Origin of the sequence: Allobosea sp. AAP35 (genome assembly GCF_001295925.1) — a bacterium.
In the GTDB taxonomy this organism is placed as follows: domain Bacteria; phylum Pseudomonadota; class Alphaproteobacteria; order Rhizobiales; family Beijerinckiaceae; genus Allobosea.
In genome coordinates this window covers 1-13,379 of record NZ_LJHQ01000069.1, presented here as the reverse complement: position 1 = coordinate 13,379, position 13,379 = coordinate 1, and the positions used below count along the sequence as shown (strand labels likewise).

Annotated in this window: 15 protein-coding genes and 1 pseudogene; 3 read left to right on the top strand and 13 right to left on the bottom strand. The window is 64.5% G+C overall.

The window, feature by feature from the left end:
• Nucleotides 1-139 (top strand): annotated as a pseudogene (locus IP69_RS22445) (IS3 family transposase); the annotation flags it as partial.
• A gap of 65 nt (nt 140-204) precedes the next feature.
• A complete protein-coding gene (locus IP69_RS19605; protein WP_054144516.1) occupies nt 205-687 on the top strand; it encodes a GGDEF domain-containing protein in 483 nt (160 codons plus the stop codon).
• A 184-nt stretch (nt 688-871) separates the two neighbouring features.
• Here the strand turns inward: IP69_RS19605 and IP69_RS19600 are convergent, their stop codons facing one another.
• The 10 genes from IP69_RS19600 to IP69_RS19555 form a co-directional block, all read right to left on the bottom strand.
• On the bottom strand, nt 872-1,318 hold the full coding sequence (locus IP69_RS19600) for a MucR family transcriptional regulator (RefSeq protein WP_054144515.1): 447 nt from the start codon (nt 1,316-1,318) through the stop codon (nt 872-874).
• A 514-nt stretch (nt 1,319-1,832) separates the two neighbouring features.
• Nucleotides 1,833-2,057 carry a hypothetical protein gene (locus IP69_RS19595; protein WP_054144514.1) on the bottom strand — a complete coding sequence of 75 codons (225 nt, stop codon included), beginning with the start codon at nt 2,055-2,057 and terminating at the stop codon, nt 1,833-1,835.
• A 73-nt stretch (nt 2,058-2,130) separates the two neighbouring features.
• Nucleotides 2,131-2,994: a hypothetical protein gene (locus IP69_RS19590; RefSeq protein ID WP_054144513.1), complete on the bottom strand. Its 864-nt coding sequence runs from the start codon at nt 2,992-2,994 to the stop codon at nt 2,131-2,133.
• 88 nt (nt 2,995-3,082) lie between these two features.
• Nucleotides 3,083-4,147 carry an AAA family ATPase gene (locus IP69_RS19585; protein ID WP_054144512.1) on the bottom strand — a complete coding sequence of 355 codons (1,065 nt, stop codon included), beginning with the start codon at nt 4,145-4,147 and terminating at the stop codon, nt 3,083-3,085.
• Between the two features lie 235 nt (nt 4,148-4,382).
• Nucleotides 4,383-5,342 carry a hypothetical protein gene (locus IP69_RS19580; RefSeq protein WP_156323560.1) on the bottom strand — a complete coding sequence of 320 codons (960 nt, stop codon included), beginning with the start codon at nt 5,340-5,342 and terminating at the stop codon, nt 4,383-4,385.
• A 132-nt stretch (nt 5,343-5,474) separates the two neighbouring features.
• A complete protein-coding gene (locus tag IP69_RS19575) occupies nt 5,475-6,395 on the bottom strand; it encodes a hypothetical protein (protein WP_054144510.1) in 921 nt (306 codons plus the stop codon).
• Nucleotides 6,396-6,533: 138 nt separating this feature from the next.
• On the bottom strand, nt 6,534-7,535 hold the full coding sequence (locus IP69_RS19570; RefSeq protein ID WP_156323559.1) for a hypothetical protein: 1,002 nt from the start codon (nt 7,533-7,535) through the stop codon (nt 6,534-6,536).
• Nucleotides 7,536-7,658: 123 nt separating this feature from the next.
• On the bottom strand, nt 7,659-8,660 hold the full coding sequence (locus IP69_RS19565; RefSeq protein WP_054144508.1) for a hypothetical protein: 1,002 nt from the start codon (nt 8,658-8,660) through the stop codon (nt 7,659-7,661).
• A 113-nt stretch (nt 8,661-8,773) separates the two neighbouring features.
• Nucleotides 8,774-10,180, bottom strand: a complete 1,407-nt coding sequence (locus IP69_RS19560) for a hypothetical protein (RefSeq protein ID WP_054144507.1) — start codon at nt 10,178-10,180, stop codon at nt 8,774-8,776.
• A 12-nt stretch (nt 10,181-10,192) separates the two neighbouring features.
• Nucleotides 10,193-10,651, bottom strand: a complete 459-nt coding sequence (locus IP69_RS19555; protein ID WP_054144506.1) for a hypothetical protein — start codon at nt 10,649-10,651, stop codon at nt 10,193-10,195.
• A 621-nt stretch (nt 10,652-11,272) separates the two neighbouring features.
• Between IP69_RS19555 and IP69_RS19550 the strand changes: the two genes are divergently transcribed.
• Complete coding sequence (locus IP69_RS19550) at nt 11,273-11,797, top strand: hypothetical protein (protein ID WP_054144505.1); 525 nt, start codon at nt 11,273-11,275, stop codon at nt 11,795-11,797.
• A 336-nt stretch (nt 11,798-12,133) separates the two neighbouring features.
• Here IP69_RS19550 and IP69_RS19540 read toward each other — a convergent pair whose 3' ends face one another.
• From IP69_RS19540 to IP69_RS22220, 3 genes are all read right to left on the bottom strand, one after another.
• Nucleotides 12,134-12,400, bottom strand: a complete 267-nt coding sequence (locus IP69_RS19540; protein ID WP_054144503.1) for a hypothetical protein — start codon at nt 12,398-12,400, stop codon at nt 12,134-12,136.
• Between the two features lie 486 nt (nt 12,401-12,886).
• Entirely contained in the window at nt 12,887-13,042 is a 156-nt protein-coding gene (locus IP69_RS22000) for a hypothetical protein (protein WP_156323558.1), read from the bottom strand.
• Nucleotides 13,043-13,114: 72 nt separating this feature from the next.
• A partial coding sequence (locus tag IP69_RS22220) for a hypothetical protein (protein ID WP_210165952.1) occupies nt 13,115-13,379 on the bottom strand: 265 nt, incomplete at its 5' end.

The following is a 13,379-nucleotide window of genomic DNA, read 5'->3' as shown; positions in this document are numbered from 1 at the left end:
CGGCTACGCTATCGGCCGATCGATCGACGTCAGGCTGACTCTAGCTGCCCTGCGCACAGCCATCGAATAGCCAGGGCCGCCGCCCGGCTGCATCCACCACACGGACCGCGGCTCGCAATACGCGGCCGGGCGCTACCGGCAAGCTCTCGCCGAACAAGGCCTGGTCGGATCGTAACTGACCGTGCATGCGACGCTCGCCCTGAAGTGCCTTCGAAGAGGCTGCCCTCCGGGTATCACACGCTGTTCGGCGAGGAACAGATAAGAAGCAGTTGCGCGCTCACGGGGCTCGCCAATCGGCGGCATTTCGAGGAGACGCTGCAAACGTGTTTCGAACTCGCGACCTCGGACGGCAGTCCTCTCACCCTGGTCATCGCCGACGTCGATTACTTCAAGCGCTTCAACGACGACCACGGCCACGCCACAGTCGATCAGGTTCTGCGGCTGGTTGCTCGCACCATGACGGACCACATGGTCGAGCGCGCCGTCATCACGCGCTTCGGCGGCGAGGAGTTTGCCATCATCCTCCCCGACACGTCCCTAAATGACGGAAAACTCTACGCGGAATCCGTTCGGCAGGCTCTATTGAAACGCGAACTCATCAAACGATCGACCAATGAAAAGCTTGGCCGGATCACGATCTCATCCGGCGTCGCGGCCTACAAGCTGGGCGACAGCCGATATCGTTGATCGCGCGCGCAGACCAAGCTCTTCTCGCGGCCAAGCGCACCGGGCGGAACCGAACGGTCACCCAGTATGCGATCACGCGATAAGGTGTGACCTCAGCGAACGAGCGTCCGGCACGGCAGATTGCGAACCGGTCATCACTGGTGACGACATTCAGCTCCGCGAGAACAACAGGGGCGACCGACCATCATCCCCGGGTCTTCTTGGCCCCTCGCTTTGTCTTTGTCGATGACGCAGCCGCCTTGCGCCCCAGCCCCATGGACTTGGCGAGGGCAGACCGTGCCTCTGCATAAGCAGGCGCAACCATCGGGTAATCGGAAGGCAGTCCCCACTTGGTACGATATTGCTCGGGCGAGAGATCGTAGGCGCTGCGCAAATGCCGCTTGAGCGACTTGAAGGATTTCCCATCCTCCAGGCAAATAATGGCGTCCGGGGTCACAGATTTACGGATCGGTACCGCCGGGACCAGCGGCGCGACGGGCGCGGCCGGGGGTTCGGATCCCAGCAGCGTGAGCGCGGCGAAGACGCTGGCGATGATGCCGGGCAGTTCGAGCGGCGTTACACTGTTATTGGAAACGTAGGCTGACACAATATCCGCCGCCCGTTTAACCATCGGCTCGCTTGTTTCTGCCATGTACCCCCCCGCATCATGCTGCGCTGCAATGTTTGTGCTTTGTCGGACGTGAACCGCTGACCTTGATCAATTAAGGGGAAGGCTCTTGAGTTCACAAGCCGGATTCGCGAAATCCGTCAAAATCGTGTAAGTATCTTTGATTGAGACGATTCTTGCTATCGACGGGCCTTTTCATCCGCCCTCAGATAACAAATCGCGGCAGGCCAGCTGCTCCTGTGGCGTCGATGCTACCAAAAATCAGCAACGGTGGCGTCGAACATAGCTGTTTGATCACGATCGGCGTCCATGTCGATCCTGATCCAATATTCTCCGTGCTCGTTATCGCTGGCGTTGCGAGCGGTTGTTCCCCGCATTGAGCTGAAGTCACCGACGCGCCGGTCAGAATTTGACATCAGCCAGCTCGTGCGCGGTGCCGCTGTCACGCCGCGTCAATGTCCCGGCAAATGCCTCGCAAACCTCGGTTCGCTTGCGGCCTTTCGCTGGGCTGTGGGGCGGCGATGGGAAGGCCTCTTCGTCAGGAACTGTACGACCATCGATCGACAGGGTCGAAGATCGGGACCTGACAGCGCCCTTGGCCGATGCCGCCGACGCGGTCGATGATCATGCCTGCACAGATCGTCTCAAAACCGGCGTCATGCGAGATGTTCTCAGCGGCAGAGGCTGATTCAGCGATGTTCTCCTCGGGTTTGAGCTGAGGAGCCTTCGATAGCTGAATAACATGGTTGCGGATGATCAACATGACAAGGCAATGCTCATCCGCCGTTGGCGATGAGCGAAGGCTCGCAACCTACGGCGGATGTACGCGTGCATTGTCAGTTGCGAGCCTTGAGTCCCTGCCCGTACCCCTGCCCCTTGGACTTCCAGGAGGTCGCAGTCGGACCGGTCCTGGTGTTGACGTGGGCGTGGATGATGGTCTCGGCGATGCGCAGCAGGCGATCGGCATCGCGGCTTTTGGGCCGGAAGAAGTAGAACTCCTGCGCGTCGCTGATCCTCATCAGCTCGCCGAAGCCATAGGCGGTCGCGCGCACGCACTCGGCCGGGTTGATGCCGAGCAGCGCGCAGTGGGCATGACCGGCAGCGCTGTTCAGCCAGGGGTTGAGGGCGGCGTTGCGCATGCGGTGGTGCAGGCGCTTGTCGAACTCGCGCACCGACAGGTTTTCAGGCAAGCGGACGGCCAGTGCCCGCTCGGTGAGGGTGACGGGCGAGCCTTCGAGTGGTGCTGCTGTCGGCAGGATGTGCTGAAGCATCCAGTTGTCGTAGCCGAGGTCGCTGGCCAGATAGCCGTCCGGGCTGGTGCTCAGCGCGCCATAGTGATCGGCGTTCAGCTCGCGCAGGCGATCGCGCAGATTGACTTGGGCGGTGACCGAGACCTTGTGCACGGCCATGCGCAGGCGGCGGGCAAGGCCGAGCAGACCTGTTGCCGCGGTCATTCGATGGTCCTCGCCGCAGCCGGCGGCGTAGATGTGGACAAGCCTGCCTGGCCGGTAGGCCGTCACGAACGTGGGCCGGACGAAGGCATCCTCGGGGAGCGTCGTCACCGCCTGCCCGCCGATGCGCGGCCAGTGCGTGGGGTACCATTCGGTGACGGCCCCCGCGGAGCCCTGCGCAAGCAGCCTTGCGCCGATGGCGCGTTTTTCCGGAGCCGCCGCAGCCGTGTCGTGATTGATGTTGGTCATGTTCCTGATCCGTCGTGCAGGGTTTCCCGGGGGCATTCCCGTTCTCACCCTCAACCCTTCGCTTCGTCCCGCAGCCGTTCCCTGGACCTCATCCTCGCGCCTGCAGGAACCCGATCGGGTCGCGCGTGGCCGTCCCGACCGCCAGCCTCTCGGCCGCCTCGACATCGGTGACGATGAGGTGGCAGCGGCCCGCCTCGGCCGCGTAGCCCAGCGCCAACCGCACGATCCGTTTGATCTGCCGCGGATGGGCGCGCGCGAGGCGAGCGATGACCTCTTCGCATGGCGCTGCGATCGCGCCGCCTGCCTGCGCGATCGCATCCGCGACGATCCGGCGGGTGATGCCGAGCAGGTCAGCGCCGAGGGGCGGCGCGATCTCGACCATCAGGAGCCTGTCCTGGATGAAGGATGGCAGGCGATCGGCATCATTGGCGGTCGCGACGATAATCGCGTGTGACAGGTCGAACGGTACGCGCAGATACTCATCCAGGATCGCACCGCTATTCTCCGGCTCGAGGAGGTTGAGCAGCATGTTGTAGGGCTGCTCGTCGCGATGGCTCTCGAACTTGTCGATCTCGTCGAGCAGGAGCACGGGCTGGGCGATATCAGAGTCCAGCAGCGCCTCGTTGACGACGCTCATGCGGGCTCCGCGCCACGAGGTCGGGTGCCCGACCACCAGCTGCTGGGCATCACTGTTGGCCGCGCAGGAGATGGCCTGGATCGCCGTGCCGAGAGCCGTGGCGATCGCCTTGCTCGCATGGGTCTTGCCGACCCCGGGTGGCCCCAGCAACAGGATTGGTGGGACCGTAAGCGCGGTCCCCGTCATGACGGAGAGCGCAACCGCCCGGTCGATCAAGTCGATGACGGTCGCGACGTTCGGACTGGCCAGTCTCGCCTGCGCCAGCCGGTCGCGTATGGCCTGTGAACCGAACAGCAGCGGGCGCAGCGAACCGCGCTGGTCATCGGCAAGCCAGCGCAGCTTGTCGAGGCGAAACTGCTCCTCATTGCTCAGCGAGGGCTGCGGCAGGCCGAGCTCGACCTCGTCGTCGAACATGTAGCGCCGGCCATAGACCAGCTCGAGCTGGCGCAGCAGCGTGCCGCGGTCGAAGATCGCGATCTGGCGAGGTGCCGCAATCGGGCCTCCCGGCAAAGGCATCGATGTCCCAGTTCCATCCACTGGGGGTTGATCAGGGGACGCGAAGCGCTTGCTGTGCCGGCGCTGGGCGCGAGTAGGAGGAGGAGCCTCGTTCGGACGATCGTCGGTCATGGTGTTGGTCTCGTGGGTCGGCTCGGTCGAGCTGCACGCAAGCCCCGCCGTCACGACCGAGGGCGCGACGGAGACCGTCGCGCCCTCGAATACCTTTTTGCGACTGTCATGAAGTCTGACGCGCTCAGCGCTCCATTCCATGGCCGCTGCGGGCGGCTGCCCATTCGATGGCGGCGCGCAGGGGCTCGGGATCGAGATGGCGCGGTGCGATCAGTTCGAGCGCGGCGCGCTGGATCGAGACTTCGTCTGCGTCAAGAGCCGGCCACAGGACGAGCTGTGCCAGCCTTGCATAGGCTAGGAGCATCGCCCCCCTGATCGCGGCATCGAGCAGCCCCGGGTCAGTGAGCCGCCGCTGAACCCGCCGCCAGAGCTCGACCTGCGCCAGCAGGGCGCGCGCGCCGGCTATGAGGTCGCCGGGATCGATGCCCGACTCGATCCAAAGCTGCAGCGAAGGCGCCAGCGCGAGCGGATAGGCTGCCGCCTCGCCCGGCTGGGCCACAAGGCCATCAGGCGATGCCTGCGGCAACCGGGGCGGTCGGACATTCTGTTCGCTCATCGCGACAAGTGCGCCGCCGCAGAGCCGTTCCGTCTGGTGTCGGACAGCCGGGTCGCGCGAACGGCTCGCCTGCGCGCGCAGGGCCCGGCGGACGTTTGCGAGCGCCCGGTGATCCTCGTCATCCCGCGGTGCGATCAGAAGGGTCGCGACATTGGCGCTGTCGATCAGCAGCGCCAGCGCCTTGGCGCACCTGAGAACCTCGGCGCTGGCGACGATCTGGCCCTCGCGAACGCGACCAAGAAGCCGGTCAAGCTCATCGGTATGGAAGCGGGCGCGGGCGCGGATGACGACCAGCGAAGGCCGGTCCTGCCAGACGGCAGTGAAGCGCCGCAATGGCGGCGTGTCATCGTCGGTGAGACGCTCCAGCGCCGCGAGTTCGTCGGTGACGTGAACGAGCGGGAAGCGTCCCCCGACGCTCTTGCTCGGGCGTGTCCTGGTCGCGCCCGTCTGGGTCTGAGACCTACCCTCACGTTGATCCTGGCAGTGTCTGTGCTGTGGGATCGGTCCGAAATGATGGTCGATGGTCATGGCTGCTTCTCATGGGGGTCATAGCCGGCTCGGCTACGCCTTCTCCCGAACGTTTCGAAACCGAAGAAGGGCGCTGCTCGTGGCAGCGCCCTTCTTCGGTTCATGTCTAGCTGTTTCTCGGGATGGCCGGGGTCAGCAGCGTCGCCCGGCACTGTCCTCAATCTGGCGCTGCAGGGTTCGAAGCTCCTTTAGGAACGCGGCCGCCGCCTGAGCGAGCATGACGATATCCTGCAGCCGCTCATGCCGAAGCCGCGGCGCGAGGCCTTCGACGCGAGACCGAAGCATCCGGCCGTTTGTCGCGACTGCGTCGATCAGGCAGGCTCGCGCCAGGTCGGCCGCAGCCAGCAGCCTGGCCCCGTGACAGGCGCCCTGAATCCGGTCGATGCGCTCGGGACCGAGCTCGTCCGCCTCGCCGGCCAGCGCGAAGCGGTCGGCATCGTCGAGCTGCAGGCAGGCCCGCTCGATGAGCGTGTCCGCCGGCGCGAGGTTGCGCAGGAAGCTCATCAGGCTGAGCCCCTGCTCGAGCCCGAACATGGCCGGCTGACCGTCACGCGCATCCGCCATTGGTGGCAACGTCGCGGCGTCGAAGCTCACATCCGCATGGGCATGGTCGTCCATGCCAGGGTAGGCAAAGGCCTTGTGGGCAAGCACCGCAAACGCCGGGTCGTCCCCGACAACTGCGACGATGTCGCTGAGGATGTGCTTGCGCGCCGCCACGTCGCCCGGCCGGCGCGGCGGTGCGAGCGCGACGGTCACCGTCGCGGCGGCGTTGAGCAGTGCCAGTGCGATCAGCACGTCGAAGAGGTAGGCGACCTGCTGGCGGTTGGAGGTGCCAGCCAGCGCGAGGAAGCGCGCCGCCTCGTCGGCGTAGCCGATGGCGCGGGAGCTGATCTCTCCGACCGAGAAGGTCTTCGCCGCGAAGGCGGCATAGCCCTGCTCCAGCCCGGCCTTCACCGACAGCTGGTTGGCGAAGCCGGCGAGGTCGTCGGTGACAGGCCGAAGCGGCAGGTCGAGCTCGATGTCGGCAAGCGACAGCGCAGTGATGGTGTTCATGTTATTCGTCCCAGGTTCCTTTGGGGTCACAGCCACGTGGCTGCGCGGTCCCGTCCGTTCCCGGAATCGAAAGAGGCGCCCGCACGCGGACGCCTCTTTCGTCGTTTTTGTCGTCAGATGGCCTGTGCTGCGCGCCTGCTAAACGAGCTCGTTCCAGTCGAAGACAAGATCGTCGCGCGCGTCTACGGGCAGCGTCTTGATCCAGGCCGCCTCGGCCGTCACATGGCGAACCGCCGCCTGCATCGTGGGCGGATCGCCTTGTTCCCCGCGCACATTGATCAGCGCGACCACCTCTCGCTTCAGGCGCAGCGCCTTGCGGTCGTGAACCGGCCAGATCATCACCTGGCAGGCCGCGAGATAGCCCATCAGCCGCGCGCCTTCCGCCGCGCTCAACAGCTCGCTGGCGTTGTCGGGACCGCGCTCGGCCAGGGTCAGCAGGCGGTCGCAGGTCTCGAACATCGCCTCGCTGCGCTTGAGCAGATGACCCAGATCAGGTGCGGAGGCGGCGAAGCGGCTCCACGCGGCCACCTGCCGGTCGGCGAAGGCCGGCAGGCCTCCGCGCTTGGGCAGATGTTCGACGAGATCGAACCGCGCGAGCGGCCACTGCGCCAGGCCGCGATCGTCCGAACGCGGCGGCGGCGGACCCGGCGGCAGCATGAGCGCCGGAACCGCAAAGGCACCGCGCTTCCAGCGGAGGCGCCGGGCATGACGCGGCTCGATCACATCGGCGAAGTCCTTCGGGCGCTTGAACAAGAGCGCACCGGTCTTCTCGCCGAGCGCGATTTTCGCCTCGGCCTGGTCGAGGCTGTCGCAGGGCCAGAGCGCAACCAGCGCAACGAGGCTCAGGCTCATGATCTCGACGCCGCCGCAGACGGCCTCGAGGACATCGTCGCCAGGCTCCCGCAACAGCGAGACCCTGAACTCCTCGCTGTGCAGATTCTTCGCCTGACGCGCCGCGCTCTTCAGATCGATCGGCTGGCGCCGGAACGCCACCAGCTCCTGGACACTCGGATCCTCGCTGTCGGCGAGCTCCATCGCTGCCGCGATCGGATCGCGCAGCTCCCGTTTGCCGGGCTCCTCCACGGGGCCTTCGCTACGTGTGGAGAGCAAGCGCCCGCCATCCTGGTGATCTTTCGTCATTTTGAACTCTTCTTTCGTGGGTTACGACCATCTGGCCGCGTTTTCCTCCCTCCCTCCCTCGAAGCACAAGAGGCGCCCGGTTAGGGACGCCTCCATCACGCTTTGCAGTTCGTGTTTCGTCTGTCAGACGATCGGGATCCAATGCGGCGCGAGCTCGAGTGTCGCCCCCAACCGGAACTGCTTCGCGATCTGGTTCGCCTCGCTGATCACGTGGCGGATCGCGGCCTGCTGATGCAGCGCGTCGCCCCGGCAGGCGCGCTCGGTGACGAGCGCGACCAGCCGGAGTTTTGCCTGCGAATCGGCCGAGTGCAGCATTGCTGGCCAGATCGCCGCCCGCGCGGCCGTCAGATAGGCGATGATGCGGGCGCCTTCCGCCGCACGGCGCAACGGGCGGGGGTCCTCGGTGGTGGTGTCTGACAGAGCGTTGAGCCTGTCGGCTGTCGCCATCATCCGCGCAAAGAGATCGACCAGATCGGAGAGCGTCGGATAGTCGTCGACGAAGGCCGACCAGCGCATGAGCTGCGTGCCGCTGATCGACGCATCGCCGCCCTCGAGGCGCACCGCGTTGACGAGGTCAAAGCGCGACAGCGGCCAGGCGGCGAGACCGCGATCGGCCGGGGCGGGAGCAGCCGGCCCGGGAGGGACGAGGAGCTCTCCGACGGCGAAGGCAGCGCGATGAAGCCGGATCTGCTCGGCCGTGGCAGCGTCGAGTGACGGCGTCTGGCCATAGTCGGTGTCGTCGCCGTGGAAGGCAGTGGCTTTCGCTAGCGCCTGCTTGGCGTCGGCATGCTCGACGATATCGACCGGCCAGATGGCGACCATCGCGGTGCAGCTCAGTGCGACGATCTTCAGGCTGATCCGCGCCATCTTGACGTGGTTGCCTTCCTTGAGACGGAACCAGAGCCGCTCGGCCTCGTCCTCGCAGCGCTTCGCCTCGATGGCGAACTGCCTGAGATCAGGGGCGCTGTCCCGGAACGCGATCAGCTCGGCGAGCGTGGGATCGTCACTGATAGTCCCGGTGACGGCGGCGAGCGGGTCGCTGATGGCATCGTTTGTGTTCTGGCTGCCGGTGTCGCCGGCGGCTCCTGTCGGAGCGAGGCTCCGGTCCTGGTCTTTGTCGGTCATGGTCTTTCCTCGTGGGTCACAGCCCCATCGGCTGCTCTTGATCTCCGCTGTTGGGATTCGACAAAGGCGCCCCGTCCGGAGCGCCCTGCTCATCTCGGCCACGGCGCTCTTCTTTAGGCGGCGCACGAAGACGGCTGGCCGCGCCCAGCCAGCCAACGTTCAATGGCGTCGAGCTGCCGGCCCCGGTCTTGATCGCCTGGGCCGGCCCCGGCCTTCAGCGCGGCGATGCGCTGCAGGGCGACAGGGCGCGTCAGCCAGGGCACGTCGTCTCGCGTGTCGAGGCGATGGCCGAACCAAGCCTCACCCTTCTCGCGCTCCGCGGCAGAGAGTTCCTCCGGCGCTTCCAACCAGGCCCAGCGGTTGGCAAATGCTTTCAGCCTGACGTCGCCGAGAAGCTCTCGGCCAAGCCGCACCCGCTGGTCCCAGGCGACCTCGTGCCAGCGCCGCGAGGTGATCGCGTCCTCGCGGCTGATGAAGCCGCCGCTGTACAGCGCGTTGTCCGGCCACAGGCTCGACTCCTTGCCGGCGAAGCGCCCGGCGAGTGCGATCGCGAGGTTTTCGCGGAAGCGCGCATGGCCCTGGATCTGGGCCAGCCGCGCCTGCAACTCTCCATCCGGCGGAATATCTCCCTGTGCGGCGGGAGCCGCCATCTCCCAAGGCAACAAGATCGGCTGGGCATTGGTTTTGACCAGCCGGATCGGGCGTTCGCCCCTGGCGAAAAGCATCTCGCCGAGCTGCTCGGGCGTGGCGTCGAGATAGGCCGGATCGACCGTGAGATCGGCCACGGGCCAGGACGACGCGTTCCCTGGCGTAGGCATGATGCCGCCGATCGGGATGATGCGGTTGAACAGGCCCAGCGCGAGCGGTTCGCGGCGAGCGAGCAGTCCGGCCGGCCCGCTCTTATGGGCATTGGCCATCATCGCCGCGATGATGGCGGGTGCGCGTTCGCGCAGGAGCCTGAACAGCGCGATCGTGGCATGAACGTCATTCAGCGCTTCATGGGCGTCTGCCTCCTCGAAGGCGATGCCGTTGGCACGGCAGGCCGGCCCCAGCCGCATCGAAGGCCTGCCTGCCGGCGCCACCGGGATGGTGATGGCGCCGGGCGCCAGCATCGCCACCGCACGCAGCATGATCAGCACGTCGGCGCGGGCAAATCCCGGCATCGAGGTCGCATAGGGCGGGTGCAGCGTCTGGAAGAAGCTGTGGCGCAGCACCTCCTCGTCATAGGCCATCGTGTTGAAGCCGATGATCGCCGCCGGTGAGGCGGCCTCGAGGATGCCGGCGATCGTCCGCATCAGCTCGAGCTGCGACAGCGACGCGGCCTCCAGCCTGTCGGGGTCGAGGCCGGTGACGAGCAGGGCGTCGGCGGAAGGCACTACATGGGCGGGCAACCGCGCCCGCAGCACGGTCTCGTGCAGACGGCAAAGATTGCCGTCTGTCGCCACGAAGGCCGCCTGCAGCGGCACGTTCCAGGCAGGCGCCAGCCCCGAGGTCTCGAGGTCGTAAAAGAGGAAGCTCATGGCGGCGTCCCCTCAATGCCGGCTCGTCGAGCCGGGCTCGATCGCGACCTTGGTCAGGTTGATGCCGAGCTTGCGGGCATCAACCTGCATCGCCGCCTCGACCATCACCGCCGTATGCGAGCGCACCATCTCGTCATCCTGGAAGATCATCGCCTCATAGACGGTGATCTTTCGCTCCAGATGCTCGTCACGCTGCGCCGGCGCTTCCGCCAGCATGAACGCGAAAAACCGCGCCTGCGCCCTGGCGCCCTCGGCCAGCTGGCGCCCGTTCAACCCACCGAACTCGGCATGGATCCGGTCGCCATCCTGCTCCAGCAGCATCGCATGCGCGCTCGAGAGCTGCCATAGCAGGAAATGCCGCTCGGCATGGTCGCCGAGCTGCGCATAAGTGCGGGCATATCTCGACAGATCATCAGGTCCCGGCAACGCCTCGTCGCCGGCTGCAAAAGCCTTCCCCTTCTTCGTCGTCATTCCACTCGTCCGGTCCAGTCCGTGACCCGAAAACGGCGCGTCGGCTCGAGTTCCCGGGGGTTCCCTGGATTGGGTTCCGGTCAGCCCCGTGTTCAAGATTCAGGTGTCAAACGTCACAGCGGCCACAGGAAAGTGTGTCAATGCGATCGGATCGAGAGAATCCCGATTCTGGTCATCGTCCCACAATGATGACTGGATTATTTGGTGTGATCGAATGGTTCTCATCGTAATCGACGCCATCAAGATTATTGCGCTGGGCTCATCGTGAATAATATCGCTCAAATTTGGCACATTAATTGGCGCCTTATAATATTCTGATTGTGGCGGAGTTCATGAGCATACCGTCAGGATCGCGAACATATAAAATTTGAGATTGGAGTGATGATTGGCTTGAATTATCAATTTCGTCGGCAACGTGTAGCCAGAATCGAGTTACCCGATCGTTGTTGTCAAGCTTACCTTCATGAGAGCGACGTAGCGCTTCCTGGTGGGGATGTGGCCCAAATTCTCTTTTAAACACCGCAGCAGACAGTCTTATCATCGAACGCCAAGATTTCTCCCGCCATCGGCATACTCGGATACCGGCATTGGCCGGCCCGATGGACATGGATCGGGCTAGCTTTGATATTGGTCGGCGCGACGATCATCGTTCTTCAATATCGGGAAGCGATCGGGCCCGCGATCATCATCCCTTTCATTGGCGTATGTGTGCTCACAACCACAAATATCCTTCTTGCGGTCCTCAAATGCAGACAATCAACTCGGTCTATTCTGTTCTTGATGAATGGGACGCAATTGGTGATTTTTGCGATACTGAGCGTTTTGGGCGCCGAGCATCTCAATTTGCCGAGCTCTGCTCTGGCGGGCGCGGCGGCGCTGCCCCAGGGATCGATCACTTTCGCCCTGGCCATCCTCGCGATGGCTGCCTCGGGCTACATGACGCAAGCATCTTTGAGCCAAGCGACGCGGCATGGCACGGTCGTTCCGGTCTCAGCACTCGATACGCTGCGCATTCCGGCACTAGCGGTTGCTGGCGCACTCCTATTGAGCGAGCCGCTCAATGAGGCGCTCATCGATCCAGCTACCGTGATCATGTGTGGCGCGATCCTCACGGCAGTGCTCGATCATTCGAGACGACGACAATAGCGCTAGCAGGGATGCCCGCTCCGCTTCAACGAGAAGACTTTGCGAACCCCGGCGACCAGGGCAGCGCGTTGCAACCGCACCCTGCATCGCCGCCCAGGTCCAGATCGGCGCCGCGGTCCAGTACAGGCGCCCGCTCATCAGGCGTTTCTTGGCCTGGACCGATCGAAAAGGCAGGCTCAGGAAAGAGGCCGAAGCCTCGGTCGCGTTCGCGACCGCATTGCTCTGCGCAGCCGGAAACATGGTCCTCCTTCGATGCGCAACAGATGCGGCCGCGAACGGCATGCGCAGTGCGGTCAGTACCTTCATCGTTGGCGATCTGCTCCTGCAGACGCTCCGCTAATGCAGATGGGCATCAGCCGGCGCTTGCCGAAAGCAGGCAATTCCCTCGCTCTCCAGCGTCCTGAAAAACTCGGCATAGGCGGCCTGGTCGGTATCGAACAGCTCGGTCCAGACAGTGGACCCGCCGTCAGCGTCGGTCACCTCAAGTGACCACGACGCGTCATCATTCGCCATTCGGTAGATCTGGACATCGACGGTCTCATCGTCACGAGTGACCCTGCCGCAGAGCGGTGAGTGCTCGATCTCGGGTAGCAAGTCGGCCATTCGTCGCCCCTATAGCATCGGTGACGACAGCATCTGTCCACCTTGCGTCTTGGTCAACGGAGGAAACCATCGCGGGCGGTGAAACCGTCAGCTGCGTTGGTGAGTAATCGCCAACGGAAGCGCGATGAGAGGTTCTCATCGCCTTGTCGGCACGACCATGAATCAGCGAATTTTCGATATGGCATTCGGCACCATGCTGCTTGCTGTCCAGATCGGGTGGCTCGGCTTGTTGGGATGGGGCTTGGCTTTCCTTGCCGACATGATCTAGACGGCGTGGCGACCGTCGGCGTGTCGGATCGCTTCATTCCGCCGACGGCCTCCCCGCGGAGCCGGGGGTTGGTGCGCGCGGGCCGGACCAGGATACAGTCGATCGGTCGCCCGATAACGTCACAGATCCGTCGTCTCACCGCTATGACATCCTCCGGACGCCGAAAAACCCCGCCGATTGGGCGGCGGGGCGATGCTATTGCGGTCGAGCGTTGTAGCTCAGCGGCGATTGGTCTGCCTGTTATAGTGCTGCTGCGAGGTCTTCGCAGCCTGCGAATTGTTATACGATTTCTGATTCCATCCCTGCGCCGAGGCTGCAGTAGGTGCTGCAGTGGAGAAAATGACTGCCGCAGCGATAGCAACAATGAAATGCATCTCAATGCTCCCTTTCAGTGCCGAAAATCGGCAGCGGATGTAAGTCCGATTCACGAACTCTTGCAATTGCCGTTAGTGGAGCGACGCCGTCTCGATCTTGACCGGGTTCTTGCGGGCCGCGTGCCGATGAGAACCCGCCACGTCGCGGTAGCGGCTCTCGCCGGCCACGCGGCCGTGTCGCGGGCTAGGCGCCTCGCAGACGTGTTCGACGGAGTCCAGCGACATTCGGAACTGCCCCCTTTTCGTCATGTAGAACTGACCCCCATGCCGATTGCCCTTCAGGCGGTTGCGGGTTGAGGCGTCGCAGCGGCCTTTTGCAAAAGGCCGCTGCGACGCT

Excerpts from the sequence above, each read along its gene's own strand:
- IP69_RS19595 (WP_054144514.1), bottom strand. The coding sequence starts at position 2,057 with ATGTTGATCATCCGCAACCATGTTATTCAGCTATCGAAGGCTCCTCAG.
- IP69_RS19560 (WP_054144507.1), bottom strand. The coding sequence starts at position 10,180 with ATGAGCTTCCTCTTTTACGACCTCGAGACCTCGGGGCTGGCGCCTGCC.
- IP69_RS19540 (WP_054144503.1), bottom strand. The coding sequence starts at position 12,400 with ATGGCCGACTTGCTACCCGAGATCGAGCACTCACCGCTCTGCGGCAGG.
- IP69_RS19570 (WP_156323559.1), bottom strand. The coding sequence starts at position 7,535 with ATGACGAAAGATCACCAGGATGGCGGGCGCTTGCTCTCCACACGTAGC.
- IP69_RS19565 (WP_054144508.1), bottom strand. The coding sequence starts at position 8,660 with ATGACCGACAAAGACCAGGACCGGAGCCTCGCTCCGACAGGAGCCGCC.
- IP69_RS19575 (WP_054144510.1), bottom strand. The coding sequence starts at position 6,395 with ATGAACACCATCACTGCGCTGTCGCTTGCCGACATCGAGCTCGACCTG.
- IP69_RS19600 (WP_054144515.1), bottom strand. The coding sequence starts at position 1,318 with ATGGCAGAAACAAGCGAGCCGATGGTTAAACGGGCGGCGGATATTGTG.
- IP69_RS19585 (WP_054144512.1), bottom strand. The coding sequence starts at position 4,147 with ATGCCTTTGCCGGGAGGCCCGATTGCGGCACCTCGCCAGATCGCGATC.
- IP69_RS22000 (WP_156323558.1), bottom strand. The coding sequence starts at position 13,042 with ATGCATTTCATTGTTGCTATCGCTGCGGCAGTCATTTTCTCCACTGCA.
- IP69_RS19555 (WP_054144506.1), bottom strand. The coding sequence starts at position 10,651 with ATGACGACGAAGAAGGGGAAGGCTTTTGCAGCCGGCGACGAGGCGTTG.
- IP69_RS19580 (WP_156323560.1), bottom strand. The coding sequence starts at position 5,342 with ATGACCATCGACCATCATTTCGGACCGATCCCACAGCACAGACACTGC.
- IP69_RS19590 (WP_054144513.1), bottom strand. The coding sequence starts at position 2,994 with ATGACCAACATCAATCACGACACGGCTGCGGCGGCTCCGGAAAAACGC.